Below are 15,082 nucleotides of genomic sequence, written 5' to 3'. Positions count from 1 at the left end.
TACCGGCTGCCGTCCGTCAGCGCAAAAAGCGGGCCGGAGAAGATGACCCGGCATTGGTCACGACCGCATCGCGGTCAGGGGCGTGACCGACGCGGCCCGCAGAGCGGGAATGAGCCCGCCGACCAGGCTCGCCGCGATGCCTGCGATGGTGGCCAGCCACGGCAGCGCCGGCCACACCACCAGCGCCCAGCCTTGAAACGCGCACCAGAGCGCTGCCGCGGCCAATCCGATTGCCGCACCGGTCAGGCCCGCGATCAGGCCGGCAAAGCCGGACTCGGTGAGGATCAGGACGCCGATCCGGCGCCGGCTCCAGCCCATCGCCGAACGGAGACCCAGTTCCCGGCTGCGGTTGTGCACCGACAGCATCAGCGTATTGGCGATGGCGATCATCCCCACCAGGCCGACGAAACCGCCGAGGGCGGCACCGACCTGGCGCAGATCGCCCGCGACGTCGCCGAGCAGCCGTTCGCCGTCGGGCGGAGTGACGTCCTTGAGCGCCAGGGTGTGGTCGTGGTCGACGACGGCCAAGGCGTAGTCGGCGACCGCTGCCGCCGAACCCGGCCGGACATGGGCCAGCAGGCGAATGTTCGCCGCACCGTCCAGCGGCACGTCGCCGGCGGCGTCCCGAGCGATGACGACGGCACCGTCGACGTAGTCGAATCCGGCACGGTTGGCGACGATCCCGGCGACGCTGAACGGACGCCCGCTGACCACCACCTGGGCGTCGGCGGCGACCGCCCCGGCGCCGACCGGCGCCACGCCGAGCTCGGCGGCGAGCCGGACGCCGACCCAGGCCAGCGGAAGCCGGCCAGAGGCCGCCAGCAATCGGGGCGTGGCTCCGCTCAGCGTGGTGGTTTCGCTGGCGTCCAGACCCCCCGGATCGGCGACGATGACCGGCGCCACGATGGTGCGAGACGCGATTGAACGCGTCACCGACGCCCGAGTGTTCCACAGCGAGAACTCCCCCACGGCGTCGACTGGCTCCAGCCCGGCGACCAGGAGCACCTGTTCGGGCGGGAAGCCGTCCGGCGCCTGCGCCTGAGACCAAAGCACGACGTGGCTGGAGCGTTGCAGGTCGAACCGCAGATCGATCTGGGTCTGTTGGGTGTCGGCGATCGCGACGGCCGCGGTGGCGCTTGCGACGCCGAGCAGAATGCCCGACATCATGCCGATCGCGTGCCACGGGCGAGACAGCAGCGAAGCAGCGGCATCTCCGACCATCAGCCCCAGTGGACGCAGCCGATCCCGCAGCCACGACCAGCCTCGCCGACCGCCCCGATCGGACTCGGTGGGGCTCACGTCAGCCGTCCGTCCACGACCGACACCACCTGATCGGCCATGCCGGCCGCACGCGCATCGTGGGTGACCACGATCAGGGTGGTGCCGCCGTCGGTCAGCCCGGAGAGTAGATCGAGAATCGACTGGCCGGTGGCCTGATCGAGGGCGGCGGTCGGTTCGTCGGCGATGACCACCTCAGGCTGTTTGACCAGCGCACGAGCGACCGCCACTCGGTGCCGTTCGCCGCCGGAGAGGTGAGCCGCCTTCCGCTCGGCGACCTCGGCGAGTCCGACGGTGTCGAGCGCCTCCCAGCACCGGCGTCGACGGTCCGTCCCCGGAACCCGCGGGTCGGTGATACCCAGGTCGACATTGGCCAGCGCGCTCCGCTCATCGATCAGATGCGAGTTCTGGAAGACGAAACCAAGTCTCCGCGAGCGGAACGAGGCCAACTCACCGAGGTTCCGGCCGGTCATCTCCCATCCCGCATAGCGATAAGAACCCTCCGACGGCTGCTGGAGTGCCCCGATCAGCGAAGCCAGCGTGGTCTTGCCCGCACCGGAGGGCCCGATGATCGCGACGGCGGTACCGGCGGCGATGTCCAGATCGAGTGGGTGCAGGATCCGGGTCGGCACCGGCGACGTCACCGCGAATCCGACCTGACGCAGTTCGATCAGCGCCCCTCCGCCGGCTCTCGACCCTGCGGCGTCGTCGCCGACCGGCCCCGTGTGCCTGCTCACCGCGGGCTCGGCTGGGACTGCTGCGGGCTCGGCGCCCCGGTAGCGCCCGGGGAGGGGGTGGGTTGGTCGGAGGGGTCGAAAAGCCGCACCTGGACACCGACTCCGATCCCGTCGCCGGTGATCGCGACCAGGCCCTGGGCGGTGGTCCCCACGGTGACCGGCACTTCTCGCTGAGTCTGTCCTGCGACGATCACGACCATCGGACGTCCCCCGGCGTCCACCCGGACGGCACTCACCGGAACGGCGAGCACCGGCTTGTCACTGCCCCCGGATTGCACCCCGAGTTGCGCCTGGTTCTCTTTGACCGGCTCCTTCGGCGTGACCAGCACGTATCCGGATTCGTCGGCAGTCCGCGGCCGGACGATCACCGAGGCCACCTTCACCGGCGCACGGGCCACCATGAAGGTGGTGTTCGCCGGGGTCACCTCGGACCCGGCGTTGGGCACCATGCAACGGAACTGCTCCGCGCCGGCGGTGACCTCGAGCAGCACCGTTCCGGGCTTGACCACCTCGCCCACCTCGGCCTTTCTCGCCCCCAAGGTGGCCCCGGACGGCACCGCCACCAAGGTGCGCAGCCTGATCCGGTCCACTGGGCTGGTCGAGTCGAGCCGGCGCCAGGCTCGGACCGTCGCGGCATCGAGCACCCCGTCGGCGGTGGCGATGATGCCGGCCCGCTTCAGCGCCCGCTCGAAGCCACGGACGTCGGCACCACGATCACCGACGCGCAGATCGCGGTAGAACACGGCATCGGTGACGACCGCGATCAGCGGCACCGCGGCGACCCGTGCCAACTCAGTTCCGGTGCGTACCGCGGAGCTGGTCATAGGCAAACCGGTCACCACCGATCGCGAGCCCTTGGGCACCTGCGGCACGACGACGTTCACGGTGACCCCGCGCCGGACGCAGGGGAACCAGGCCACCTGGCGCAACGCGACTTCTCGAACCACGACCGTCCGCGGCGGCAGTTCTGGCGCGGCCCGCCGCTGCGCGGCCTGCTCGGGGGACAGCGAGAACGCGAGCACCCCGACCAGCCACACAACCGAGGCCAGCGCCACACCAGCGACCACCCAGGCAAACCGCCCACTCAGCGCCACCCAGCCTTTTCCGCTACGGGACATAGCCGGCCTTCACCAGGCCTGCGGCGAACTCGTTCAGCAGCTCCCGGTTCCGCTCCACTTGAGCCGGACGCTTCGCCAGCAGCAATTCACCATATTTGGCGAAGTAGTCCTTTCCACAGTCGGCGTAGGCCGCCGCATACCGCGCCTCGCCACCCGTCTCCCAATCGTCCGTGCTCAACATGGTGACGTCGGCAGTACGCAGGAAACTGGACGCGGGATCGACCGGGTCAATCTCCTTCCCGACCCGGTCGGTCAGACACTGAGCCATCGGGCCCTTCAAAGACGACAGGCTCGCGTCTGCCAACGCCGGTGAAGCGACCTCACGCGCCCACGAGGCGCTCAAATTGTGCCAGTCCTCGGCTCGCGGAACGTCAGGCAGAAGATTGCAGTCCCTTGGCAATTCCTGGAGTTGCTTGTCTTCTTCCAAACTCGATCCATTCTCGGCGAACCCGCGTTCACGGATCAACTCTAGATCGGGGAACATGCTCTGGTCCGGTCGATTGGCAGTCGAATCGCTGGGCCCCGCCTTTCCCCCACACTTCTGGATACCGTTCTGCCGGGCGAACTCGGTCACCCGCAGGCCACGGATAACACCCCGACCGGGAACCGTGAAGGTGGCCTCGATCACGTCCTGCATCACCTGCGGATCAACGCCCGCACTCACGGTTGGATCCGGCACTGGAGGCCCGCTTACACATCCAACCAGGGCTTCGGAAATCACCACCAGCGTAAGCCCCACCACCAGACGGCGACGTAGCCTGGCTGTTCCCGCTCCCCGCACTCCTTCGGGCCTCCACCTCCGCGGCGAGCGTCGCTCCATCGAATTCGCAGTCATCGACGGACTAGAATTCGTAGACCACATCCTGGTTAAAAGTCGCCGATTGGCCCTTGCTGTTGCGCCCGGTTGTGGTGTCGCCGACGATCTTGGGAGTCAAGTCCCCAGACCAGAAGACCACTTGCCATCCGTACGAACTCTTCTTCCAGGATCCATCCCTGTAGTACCAGCCTCGAATATAGTCGGTGTAGGTCGCGGTGTAGTGCGCCCACACCCCCTTGCATCCTGCGTTTGCGGCAAACTTCTCGGAATTCGAGAGGCTCGTCGAGGTCCACTTGATTCCGAAGTCGCAGCTGGCAGCCTGGGACTGGGTGGCGGGGCCGACGATCGGCAACACCAACGTGAGAGCCGCAACCGCGACGAACGAGAACTTCCGTCGTCTCATGGGAGATCCTTCCTACTGTCTGGACGGTCGGCCCGACTGAAGCCGGTGACCAGTCCGTCCCTGCGGCGTACCGTCACGCCGCATGCTGCGGAAGCTAGCGGACCCGCCAGCTCGCACGCCACCCCCTGCATCCCACTGCTTACTAAAGTCGTCAATCGCAAACTCGGCGCGACGCCGCTCCCACGCGAGCTCTACTCTTCTTCCGGTTCGCCGTTCCGCTGGCGGTGCCAGAATTCGACGAAGGAGGAACAGATGGAATCGGTCAGCAGACGGGTCGTGGCAGGGGTATTGGCGTTGACGCTTGCGGCCGCGCTGGGCAACGGATACAAGGTCATGGCTAGTGATCACAGCGACCCGGACTGGTACTGCGTGATTATGCCCTGGCTCTGCAGCTAGCCTTATGACGTGCAGGCGAGCTTCGACCGAAAGGTCGGCCCATGGGGAGTTCCACTGTGGTTCGTCCTTCTATGGTCCACATTCTGGACAGCTAGCCTCCTCAATGACATGCGGCTGATCTGGATACAGCCTGAAATATCTCACCTGCCCAAGGCCCAGCCGGCTCTGTTGACCTGCCAGCTGGTGTTGTCAACCGCGTCCTTGTCGCTAGCGGCGATCCGTCCGGCGTGGAGCACCGTCCTGGTCTGGATGGTGATGACGCTTGCTCCGGCAACCCACTTGAACATCGTCGCGGCGTTCGGATTGCCGCTGGTCACGCTCACGCTGATCGTCTGGGGGCGCCGGTGGTGGCTCACGACCCACCTGGCGGTGACTGTTGCCTGGCTGGCCATAGGCACGATACGCGACACCTCGGGGTTGTTTCTCTGGACGACGACGCTGCTTCAGTTGGTCGCCGTCGCGGTCGGCATCCTGCTCCGACGGGCACGGGCGGCGCGGGCGAGGGACGCGGCCGCCCGCGAGGCCGCGGAGCAGGCGCTACGGGAGGAGGTCCGCCGGCGCGAGCAGCTGCAGCGTCAACTCGCCACCGAGTTGCACGACGCGGTCGCCAGCGAGTTGACCCTGATCTCGCTGGAGTCGTCCCACGTCGCGACCGTGAACGACCCAGAGGCACTGCGCGCGACAGTGGCGTCCGTCGGTGCGAGCGCACGGATCGCACAGGGTGAGCTACGGGTGCTGCTCGGCCTGTTGTCACCATCTGCCGACGGCACCCACGGGGTCGTCTCGACCCACGACTGGAGGTCGACGCCCGCTGCCGACCTGGCTACCGAGACCGGCCGGCTGACCACGATGCTTCGCCGCCATGGCTTCGTCGTCAACGAACGGGTCGATCTCCCCGCCACCCCCGACGCCACGATTCCTTCGCTGACGCAGGTCACCGCGCAGCGAATCCTCCAAGAAGCCGTGGCCAATGTGATCCGACATGCGCCAGCCCACGCCGTCTGCGACGTCATGGCGCAGTCCGATGCCACGACATTGCAGATCGTCGTGAGCAACGACATCGGAGCGGTAGGGACTCGCCCGGCTCAACCGGATGCGATGTCGGGAATCGGCCTGGCCAGCCTCGCCGAGCGGGTGACCCTGATCTCCGGCAAGCTCGCGGTCGGCCCACGCGGAACTCGATGGGAAGTCACCGCAACTCTGCCGCTCAGCTCGTCGTCGTAGTTCGTTCTCGCCCGGCATGCGGCGGTTCGGTATCGCGTGCGAGGCTGAGGTGCACGAGGCCCAGTTTGTGACACCTGATCACGACCTGAACCCGATCGGCAACGTCCAACTTCTTCATGATTCGGCTCAATGCGGTCTTCACCGAAGCCTCGGTGAGCCTCATCCGCTGGCCGATCAGGCGGTTGCTCAGGCCCCCGGCAAGCCAGCTGACAAGCTCGAGTTCGCGATCGGTCAAGACCCCGCCGAGTGGGCCGGGAGCCGGGGGTGCAGGCGGTCCTGGGGCGGGGGCCGACAGATGGCGTCCGATCACGCTGACGATCGCGGGTGAGAACGCGTAGTCCTCGGACCCGGTGACGACAGCGGTCATCGCTTTGACGAGTTCCTCGGGTGTGGACTCTTTCGCGAGATACCCGCAGGCGCCGGCTCGGAGCATCTCGACCAGCCACTCCGACTGTGCGTACGACGTCAGTGCGAGTACCTTCGTGCCGGGTACTCGTCGCATGATCAGCCGGGTGCCGTCGACGCCGTTCACGGGGCGCATCACCACGTCCATCAGGACCAGATCGGGACGGAGCCGTTCGCACTCGGTGGCGGCCTGAGCGCCGTCCACCGCGTGACCGACCACGTCGAAGGACGGATCGGCGTCGATGATGTCGGTCAGCAAGCGGCGGATCCGAGCGTGGTCCTCGGCCAGCAGCACCCGCCACGACACAATGACCATCCCCCTTGCACAACGCCGCACTCATGGTACAGACGGCTTCCTAGCGCATCACCTCCGCTGACGGTCTCGGGCCCGGCTCCATACCATCACGGTATGATTGCGGTATGACTGTCCAGATCACCGTCCGGATCGCCGACGACGCGGCTGCCTTCCTCGATCAGGAGGCGGCGGCGTCCGACATCAGCCGTCCGGCGGTCATCACCCGGGTGCTCCGACGCGAGGCGCGCAGGCGCCGGGCCGAGGCGGACGCGGCGATCTACGCCGCCGACGGAGAAGACGCCGAGTCGGCGCAATGGCAGCAGGCTGCCGAGGAGCACGCCGGCGCCGCCTGGTCGGAACTCGACTGATGCATGCGATCCATCTCGCCGATCTTCCGCACGACAAGGTCAGGCCGGTGCTAGTGCTGACCCGTGACGCCGTCCGGGAGCATCGCAGGTTCGTCACCGTCGCGCCGATCACCTCCCGTGTCCGAGGCCTGGTCAGCGAGGTCCTGGTGGGGCCCCGCAACGGTCTCGATCACGAGTCGGTGGTGAACTGCGACAACCTGGCGACCATCGACAAGGCCCACCTCCGCCAGCAGATCGGGACGCTGCACGCCGACCAGGAAGCCGAACTGGCCCGCGCCCATCGTCGAAGCGTTCGATCTCGACTTGGATCTGCCCTGACGCCGATATCGGGTCAGCGGGGGTAGAGCAGCACTTGGCTGGCCTTCACCGAAAGCCACACGGCCAGGCCGGGGGTCAGCCCGAGTTCGGCTACCGCGGCGAGAGTCAGATCGACCGCCAGTGGATGCCCTTCGGCCCGGCAGTTGAGCCGGGCGGCGTCCCCCCGTGGTTCGACCCCGGTGACCACCGCCGGCCAGACGTTGCGCGGACTGCCTTCGGGACGTCCGAGATGGACGGCGATGGCCGCCGGATCGAGTAGCGCCAGCGTATCGTCTCCCCTGGTCAGCGGCGTGTCGCTGACCCCGTGCACGACCAGGTCGCCGACCTGCAGGGCGTCCTGCTCCAGTGCGACACCGGCGATCAGATTGCGCCCGCCGAGGTGGGCCAGGAACTGGTTGCGGGGCCGACCCAGAACGTCCGCCACCGCGCCGGACTCGACGATGCGTCCATCGGAGAGCACCAGCACCCGGTCGGCAAGCCGCCACAGGTCGATCAGGTCGTGGGTGACCAGCAGCACCGGCAGTCGCAGCGTCCGCAGCCGCTCGGCCAGCACCTGCCGGATCTCGGCCGCGCCCTGGACGTCGATCGCCGCCAGCGGCTCGTCGAGCAGCAGGGCGTCCGGTTCGGCGGCCAACGCCCGGGCGATCGCCACCCGTTGCGCCTGACCTCCGGAGAGCTGGCTCGGACGCCGTCCGGCCAGCTCGCGGGCTCCCACCAGGTCCAACTCGTCGAGGGCTCGCGCCCTGGCCTGGGCGCGCGGACGTCCGGCCGCGACCAGGCCGAACGCCACGTTGTCACGGACGCTGAGGTGCTCGAACAGCAGCGGACGCTGGGCCAGCCAACCGACCCGGCGGCGATGCACCGGCACCTGGACGCCGGCGCCGGCGAGCAGCCGTCCGCTGAGCCGGATCTGTCCCGCGGCCGGGGTGAGCACCCCGATCACCGACTCCAGCACCGACGACTTCCCGGCGCCGTTGGGCCCGATCAGCGCGCAGGTCTCCCCCGGCGCCACGCTCAGCGCCACCCGGACGCCGCGCGCCGGCAGGTCGACGTCCACCTCCATCCCGGTCATGCTGGTGCCCTCCTGCCGAACGGAGTGGTGGCCAGCACCAGGACGGTGGCCAGCGCGATCAGCACCGCGGCCAGCGCCAGCGAGGTGTCGGTGTCGACCTCGCGCTGCAGATAGATCTCCAACGGCAGGGTGCGGGTGGTGCCCTGCAGCGAGCCGGCGAAGGTGATGGTGGCCCCGAACTCGCCCAGCGCGCGGGCGGCGGCGAGGCTGGCGCCGGAGACGATCGCGGGCCGCAGCGCCGGCACCGTCACCTGCCAGAGCACCCGGGACGGTCCGGCGCCGAGGGTTGCGGCCATCAGTTCGGCGTCCGAATCGATGCTGCGCAGCGCACCCTCGACGGCCACCACCAGGAACGGCATCGCGACGAAGGTCTGCGAGACCACCACAGCCATCGTGGTGAAGCCGATCTCGATGCCGCCCATGCTGAGCACCTGGCCGACCAGGCCGCGGCGTCCGAGGGTGACCAGCAGGGCCAGGCCGGCGACCACCGGCGGCAGCACCATCGGCACCGTCGCGATCACCCGGCCCACCGCCACCCAACGCCCCCGCAGCCGGGACAGCACCAACGCCACCGGCAGCCCGAGCACCAGGCACAGCGCGGTGCTGGCCAGGCAGGTCCGCAGGCTCAGGCCGAGGGCGTCCAGGGCCGCGCGGCTGGCCAGCAGGCCCGGCACCCGCAACCATGGCACCCGCACCAGCAGTCCGAGCAGCGGGACGGCCATCAGCAGGCCGCCCACGACGGCGAGTGCCCCGATCCAGCGGGGCACCGTGCGGGTCACGGCGTGACGAAGCCCGCCGCGCTGAGGGCGTCCTTGCCGGTCTGCGCGGTGACCAGGGTCACGAACTCTGCGGCCAGGGCGGGCTGCGGCGCGCTGGCCAGCACCGAGATCGGGTAGTTGTTCACCACCTGCTCGGAGCCCTCGATGGCGATCGTCTCGACCTTGTCGCCGGCACCCTTGGCGTCGGTCACGTAGACGATGCCGGCGTCCGCCTCACCCGAGGTCACCTTGCCGAGGACGTCGGTCACCTTGCTCTCCTGGGAGACCGGCTTCAAGGTCACGTCGAGCTTCTGCGCCAGCGTGTTGGTGGCGCTGCCGCACGGCACCTCGGGCGCACACACCACCAGCTTCTTGCCCTTCAGCGAGTCGTTCAGCCCGGTGATCTTGCCGGGGTTGCTCGGCGGGACGACCAGGGTCAGCTCGTTGCGGGCGAAGATCGTCTGCTCACCGCTGGTCAGCTTGGCCGCAACCGCGTTGTTCATGTTCTTCTCGTCGGCGGAGGCGAAGACGTCGGCCTTGGCGCCGCCCTTCAACTGGTCGACCAGGCCCGAGGAGCCGTCGAAGGTGAACACCACCTTGGTGCCGGGGTGGGATTTCTCGAACGCCGCTCCCAGGTCGGTGAACACCTTGGTCAGCGAAGCGGCCGCGAACACCTGCACGGTCTTCTCGCTCGACGCCGGAGCGCTGCCACAACCGCTGACCGCCAGGCCGAGCACCAGGGCCAGGCACAGCCCCACCAGTCTTCTCATCGAAACGCCTCCACGGTCACATTCGTCGCCTTGACCACGGCGGTGGCCAGAGATCCCACCTCGAGCCCGAGTTCCCGGACGGCCTCGGTGGAAATCAGCGACACGACGCGGAACGGGCCACACTGCAACTCGACCTGTGACATCACGGCGTCCGAAGTAACCTTGGTGACCAGGCCGGTGAAGTGGTTGCGCGCCGAGCGATGACCGGCGGCCGGATCGAGCGCGTCGGTGTTGCCGGCCACCTCCTGGGCCAGCGAGGCCAATTGCGCACCGGCGACGACCTGGCGTCCCGATGCATCCTGGGACAGGCTGAGCCTGCCCTGGTCGGCCCAGCGACGAACCGTGTCGTCGCTGACACCGAGCAGCGCGGCTGCCTCAGAGATCCGTAATTGCGTCACGGGCAGGACGATAGCACCGTAGACACGGCATTTTCAGGAGAATGACAGGGTTGTCGATCGCGCGTGCGGCGACCGTCACACGACTGTGTCGCACGAGCCGTCCGGCGGTCGATCGGGGCTGTTCAGCCGGCGCAGGCGGGACCCATCTGCCGCAGGTCCTCGAGGCTGATGTCTGTGTCCAGCGCCTTCAGCATCTCGACCCGCTGCGCGTGGCGTCCGCCTGCCGGCTCGGTAGTGAGGAAGGCCTCAACGATCATCCGGGCCTCGCCCGGACCGACCACCCGCTCACCGACCGCGACGATATTGGACGCGTTGTGCTGCCGGGAGAGCCGGGCTGTGTAGGGCTCAGAGCAGACCACGGCCCGCGCGCCGGCCACCTTGTTGGCCGCCATCGAGATGCCGACGCCGGTGCCGCAGACCAGGATGCCAAGGTCGTACTCGCCGGCGGCCACCTTGTGCCCGACCACCGCGCCGGCATACGGGTAGTCAACCTTCTCACCTTCGGCCGGACCCAGGTCGTCCACCTCGTGGCCGAGTTCACGAGCCTGCTCGACCATCTCTTGGCGGAGCGCCACCCCGGCGTGGTCGCTGTGCGCAACGATCTTCATGAGGCCACCTTAGGACGCCGGTGGAGACGGCCACAGGCCCCCGTCCACCTCCCACCACCGCAGGGCCCTCCCTAACTACTTCGACCCTCCCGCATGTGGCAGGGCAGAAGTAGTTAGGGAGGGGGTTAGGGCGGGCTGACAACGCGAAACGGCCCCGGGAATCCCCGGGGCCGTTTGTCAGCGATCGCTCAGCGCAGGTCGCCGATGTCGAACTCGTCCAGCGACACCGACATGCCGGTGCTGGCGATGTCATAGTCGTACGGGTCGTAGCTGAGCTCGTAGGCGGCGGCCCGCGCTTCCGCGGTCGGCTCGACCCGGATGTTGCGGTACCGCTCCAGGCCGGTGCCGGCCGGGATCAGCTTGCCCAGGATGACGTTCTCCTTCAGGCCGACCAGGCTGTCCGACTTGGCGTGGATCGCCGCGTCGGTGAGCACCTTGGTGGTCTCCTGGAAGGACGCCGCCGACAGCCACGACTCGGTGGCCAGCGACGCCTTGGTGATGCCCATCAGCACCGGACGCCCTTGGGCCGGCATCCGGCCCTCGGTGACCATCTGGCGGTTCTGGGTCTCGAACATGTTCCGGTCGACGAGCTCACCGGGCAGCATCGAGGTGTCACCCGACTCGATCACCGTAATCCGGCGCAGCATCTGCCGGATGATGATCTCGATGTGCTTGTCGTGGATCGGCGCGCCCTGCGTCCGGTAAACGGCCTGGACCTCGTCCACCAGGTACTCCTGGACGCGACGCAGACCGTTGACCCGAAGGATGTCCTGCGGATCCCGGATGCCCGCCCACAGCTGCTGACCCGCCGCGACATGCAGCCCGTCGACAACGCTGTGCCGCTCGCCATCGCCGTCCTCCCAGTCGAGGCGGGCCCGCCGGGGCACCAGGTGCTCGATGTCGGGCTCGCCGTCGTCGCGGACGATGGTGAGCTTGCGACCGCCGTGGCCGGTCTCGCCGATCCGGACCACGCCGGAGGCCTCAGCGACCGGCGCCTTGCCCTTGGGCGTCCGGGCCTCGAACAGCTCCTGCACACGCGGCAGACCCTGGGTGATGTCGTCACCGGCCACACCACCGGTGTGGAAGGTACGCATGGTCAGCTGGGTGCCGGGTTCACCGATCGACTGCGCCGCGACGATACCGACCGCCTCGCCGACATCGACCAGCTTGCCGGTGGCCAGCGAACGGCCGTAGCACATCGCGCAGGTGCCGGTCGCCGCCTCACAGGTCAGCACGGAGCGCACCTTGACTTCGGTGACACCGTGCTTGATCAGCTTGCGGATGTTCACGTCGCCCAGGTCGACCCCGGCCTGCAGCAGCACCTTGCCGTCGGCGTTGGTGACGTCGGACGCCAGCGTGCGGGCGTAGACCGCGGTCTCCACGTTGCGGGCGGCCACGGCCTTGCCGTTGCGGCCCTCGGCGGAGATCACCTTGGTCAGCCCGCGCTCGGTGCCACAGTCCTCCTCGCGGATGATGACGTCCTGGGAGACGTCGACCAGCCGCCGGGTCAGGTACCCGGAGTCGGCGGTCCGCAGCGCGGTGTCCGCCTGGCCCTTCCGGCCGCCGTGGGTGGAGATGAAGTACTCCAGCACGGACAGGCCCTCACGGAAGTTGGACTTGATCGGCCGGGCGATGATCTCGCCCTTCGGGTTGGCCACCAGGCCCCGCATGGCGGCGATCTGACGCATCTGGGTCATATTCCCTCGCGCGCCGGAGTGCACCATCATGAAGATCGGGTTGTCCCGGGTGAAGTTGGCCTCCATCGCCGCGGTGAGTTCCGCGGTGGCGTCGGTCCACAGCTGGATCAGCTCCTGGTGCCGCTCTTCCTCGGTCACCTTGCCACGCTCGTACTGCTTGGTGATCTTGGACGCCTTGGCGTCGTAGGAGGCCAGGATCTCCGGCTTGTTCGGCGGGGTCTGGACGTCCGAGATGGACACCGTGACGCCGGATCGGGTGGCCCAGCGGAAGCCCAGGTCCTTCAACCGGTCCAGGGTCGCCGCCACCTCGATCTTCGGGTAGCGCTCGGCCAGGTCGTTGACGATCTGGCCCAGCTTCTTCTTGCCGACCTCGACGTTCACGAACGCGTAGTCACTCGGCAGCGCCTCGTTGAACAGCGCCCGGCCCAGCGTGGTGGTCAGCAGCAGGCTGCCGTCGGCCCGCGCCTCGATGCCCTCGGGGGGCACGATGTCGCGGAACCGGATGCTGCACGGGGCGCCGATCGCCAGCTCGTTGCGGTCGAAGGCCATGATCGCCTCGGCCACCGAACCGAACACCCGGCCGGTGCCGATGGCGTCCGGCTGCTCCATGGTCAGGAAGTAGTGGCCGATCACCATGTCCTGGGTCGGCATGGTGACGGGACGCCCGTCGGCCGGCTTCAGGATGTTGTTGGTGGACAGCATCAGGATGCGGGCCTCGGCCTGCGCCTCCGCGGACAGCGGCAGGTGCACGGCCATCTGGTCGCCGTCGAAGTCGGCGTTGAAGGCGGTGCAGACCAGCGGGTGGATCTGGATCGCCTTGCCCTCGATCAGCTGCGGCTCGAAGGCCTGGATGCCGAGGCGGTGCAGGGTCGGCGCACGGTTGAGCAGCACAGGGTGCTCGGAGATGACCTCTTCGAGCACGTCCCACACCACCGGACGCTGCCGGTCGACCATCCGCTTGGCGCTCTTGATGTTCTGCGCCAGGTTCAGGTCGTCCAAACGCTTCATCACGAACGGCTTGAACAGCTCCAAGGCCATCGCCTTGGGCAGGCCGCACTGGTGCAGCTTCAGCTGCGGGCCGACAACGATGACCGAACGGCCCGAGTAGTCGACGCGCTTGCCCAGCAGGTTCTGCCGGAACCGGCCCTGCTTGCCCTTCAGCATGTCCGAGATGGACTTCAGCGGACGGTTGCCCGGCCCGGTCACCGGACGGCCACGGCGTCCGTTGTCGAACAGCGAGTCGACGGCCTCTTGCAGCATCCGCTTTTCGTTGTTCACGATGATCTCGGGCGCACCCAGGTCGAGCAGTCGCTTCAACCGGTTGTTCCGGTTGATCACCCGGCGGTACAGGTCGTTGAGGTCGGACGTTGCGAACCGGCCGCCGTCCAGCTGCACCATCGGACGCAGGTCCGGCGGAATGACCGGGACAGCGTCCAGCACCATGCCCGAGGGGCTGTTGACGGTGTTCAGGAACGCCGAGACGACCTTGAGCCGCTTCAGGGCACGGGTCTTGCGCTGTCCCCGGCCGGTGGCGATGGTCTCGCGCAGCGACTCGGACTCGGCCTGCAGGTCGAAGGTGGCCAGGCGGTTCTTGATCGCCTCGGCCCCCATGTAGCCCTCGAAGTACTTGCCGAAGCGGGTCTTCATCTCGCGGTAGAGGATCTCGTCGCCCTCGAGGTCTTGCACCTTGAGATTCTTGAACCGGTTCCAGACCGCGTCCAGCCGGTCGATCTCGCGCTGCGCCCGGTCGCGGACGGCCTTCAGCTCGCGCTCGGCGCCGTCGCGGACCTTCTTCTTGATGTCGGCGCGGGCACCCTCGGCCTCCAGCTGCGCCAGGTCTTCCTCGAGCTTGGCCAGCCGGGTGTTCACGTCGTTGTCGCGACGCTGCTCCAGCTGCTTGCGCTCGACCTCGACCTTGGCCTCCAGCGACTGCTGGTCGCGGTGCCGGGCGTCGACGTCCACCGCGGTGATCATGTACGCGGCGAAGTAGATGACCTTCTCCAGGTCTTTCGGGGCGATGTCGAGCAGGTAGCCCAGCCGGCTCGGGACGCCCTTGAAGTACCAGATGTGGGTCACCGGGGCGGCCAGTTCGATGTGCCCCATCCGCTCCCGGCGGACGTTGGAGCGGGTCACCTCGACGCCGCAGCGCTCACAGATGATGCCCTTGAACCGGACCCGCTTGTACTTGCCGCAGTAGCATTCCCAGTCGCGGGTGGGGCCGAAGATCTTCTCGCAGAACAAGCCGTCACGCTCTGGCTTGAGGGTGCGGTAGTTGATCGTCTCGGGCTTCTTGACCTCGCCGTGGCTCCACTCGCGGATCTGGTCCGCGGTGGCCAGACCGATGCGCAGTTCGTCGTAGAAGTTGACGTCAAGCACGTGTGTTTTCTCTCTTCTTTCGAAAACTGATCTGAGTTGGTTGC

16 protein-coding genes are annotated in these 15,082 nt (G+C 68.0%); 3 read left to right on the top strand and 13 right to left on the bottom strand.

Features of this window, described 5'->3' with window-relative positions; genetic code table 11:
- Positions 1-57: 57 nt before the first annotated feature.
- The 6 genes from QM619_RS06165 to QM619_RS06140 all read right to left on the bottom strand — a co-directional run bounded on the left by QM619_RS06165 (position 58) and on the right by QM619_RS06140 (position 4,688).
- Positions 58-1,221 (bottom strand): ABC transporter permease, encoded by a 1,164-nt coding sequence (locus tag QM619_RS06165; protein WP_415105467.1) that lies wholly within the window; start codon positions 1,219-1,221, stop codon positions 58-60.
- Positions 1,222-1,295: 74 nt separating this feature from the next.
- Positions 1,296-2,015 (bottom strand): ABC transporter ATP-binding protein, encoded by a 720-nt coding sequence (locus QM619_RS06160; RefSeq protein ID WP_415105464.1) that lies wholly within the window; start codon positions 2,013-2,015, stop codon positions 1,296-1,298.
- Complete coding sequence (locus QM619_RS06155; protein WP_415105461.1) at positions 2,012-3,133, bottom strand: hypothetical protein; 1,122 nt, start codon at positions 3,131-3,133, stop codon at positions 2,012-2,014. The genes QM619_RS06160 and QM619_RS06155 overlap by 4 nt, the downstream gene beginning before the upstream one ends.
- Positions 3,123-3,797, bottom strand: coding sequence for a hypothetical protein (locus QM619_RS06150; RefSeq protein ID WP_415105458.1), 675 nt, complete (start codon positions 3,795-3,797; stop codon positions 3,123-3,125). The genes QM619_RS06155 and QM619_RS06150 overlap by 11 nt, the downstream gene beginning before the upstream one ends.
- A 178-nt stretch (positions 3,798-3,975) precedes the next feature.
- A complete protein-coding gene (locus QM619_RS06145; RefSeq protein WP_415105455.1) occupies positions 3,976-4,353 on the bottom strand; it encodes a hypothetical protein in 378 nt (125 codons plus the stop codon).
- A gap of 191 nt (positions 4,354-4,544) precedes the next feature.
- The gene (locus QM619_RS06140; protein ID WP_415105453.1) at positions 4,545-4,688 is read right to left on the bottom strand and encodes a hypothetical protein; all 144 of its coding nucleotides are present in this window, start codon (positions 4,686-4,688) and stop codon (positions 4,545-4,547) included.
- Between the two features lie 169 nt (positions 4,689-4,857).
- Here QM619_RS06140 and QM619_RS06135 point away from each other — a divergent pair, with 169 nt between their 5' ends.
- Positions 4,858-5,973: a sensor histidine kinase gene (locus QM619_RS06135; protein ID WP_415105450.1), complete on the top strand. Its 1,116-nt coding sequence runs from the start codon at positions 4,858-4,860 to the stop codon at positions 5,971-5,973.
- On the opposite strand, the gene QM619_RS06130 is transcribed toward QM619_RS06135, so the two are convergent.
- The gene (locus QM619_RS06130) at positions 5,957-6,685 is read right to left on the bottom strand and encodes a response regulator (protein WP_415105447.1); all 729 of its coding nucleotides are present in this window, start codon (positions 6,683-6,685) and stop codon (positions 5,957-5,959) included. The genes QM619_RS06135 and QM619_RS06130 overlap by 17 nt on opposite strands.
- Positions 6,686-6,798: 113 nt before the next feature.
- Between QM619_RS06130 and QM619_RS06125 the strand changes: the two genes are divergently transcribed.
- Positions 6,799-7,041 carry a hypothetical protein gene (locus tag QM619_RS06125; protein WP_415105445.1) on the top strand — a complete coding sequence of 81 codons (243 nt, stop codon included), beginning with the start codon at positions 6,799-6,801 and terminating at the stop codon, positions 7,039-7,041.
- Positions 7,041-7,385 (top strand): type II toxin-antitoxin system PemK/MazF family toxin, encoded by a 345-nt coding sequence (locus tag QM619_RS06120; protein ID WP_415105442.1) that lies wholly within the window; start codon positions 7,041-7,043, stop codon positions 7,383-7,385. Before QM619_RS06125 ends, QM619_RS06120 begins: the two co-directional genes overlap by 1 nt.
- Here QM619_RS06120 and QM619_RS06115 read toward each other — a convergent pair.
- The 6 genes from QM619_RS06115 to QM619_RS06090 form a co-directional block, all read right to left on the bottom strand.
- Positions 7,373-8,431 (bottom strand): sulfate/molybdate ABC transporter ATP-binding protein, encoded by a 1,059-nt coding sequence (locus QM619_RS06115; protein ID WP_415105439.1) that lies wholly within the window; start codon positions 8,429-8,431, stop codon positions 7,373-7,375. The two genes, QM619_RS06120 and QM619_RS06115, sit on opposite strands and share 13 nt — an antisense overlap.
- A complete protein-coding gene (locus QM619_RS06110; protein WP_415105437.1) occupies positions 8,428-9,210 on the bottom strand; it encodes an ABC transporter permease in 783 nt (260 codons plus the stop codon). The genes QM619_RS06115 and QM619_RS06110 overlap by 4 nt, the downstream gene beginning before the upstream one ends.
- Positions 9,207-9,959 (bottom strand): molybdate ABC transporter substrate-binding protein, encoded by a 753-nt coding sequence (modA, locus tag QM619_RS06105; protein WP_415105434.1) that lies wholly within the window; start codon positions 9,957-9,959, stop codon positions 9,207-9,209. The genes QM619_RS06110 and modA overlap by 4 nt, the downstream gene beginning before the upstream one ends.
- Positions 9,956-10,357, bottom strand: a complete 402-nt coding sequence (locus QM619_RS06100; RefSeq protein ID WP_415105432.1) for a TOBE domain-containing protein — start codon at positions 10,355-10,357, stop codon at positions 9,956-9,958. Before QM619_RS06100 ends, modA begins: the two co-directional genes overlap by 4 nt.
- A gap of 122 nt (positions 10,358-10,479) precedes the next feature.
- A complete protein-coding gene (rpiB, locus tag QM619_RS06095; RefSeq protein ID WP_415105429.1) occupies positions 10,480-10,965 on the bottom strand; it encodes a ribose 5-phosphate isomerase B in 486 nt (161 codons plus the stop codon).
- A 188-nt stretch (positions 10,966-11,153) separates the two neighbouring features.
- Entirely contained in the window at positions 11,154-15,038 is a 3,885-nt protein-coding gene (locus QM619_RS06090) for a DNA-directed RNA polymerase subunit beta' (RefSeq protein WP_415105426.1), read from the bottom strand.
- Between the last annotated feature and the right edge of the window lie 44 nt (positions 15,039-15,082).

It is taken from the genome of Micropruina sp. (genome assembly GCF_047606665.1).
In the GTDB taxonomy this organism is placed as follows: Bacteria; Actinomycetota; Actinomycetes; order Propionibacteriales; family Propionibacteriaceae; genus Micropruina.
Note: the sequence above shows the minus strand (reverse complement) of the source record. Positions and strands in the feature narration are given on the sequence as shown.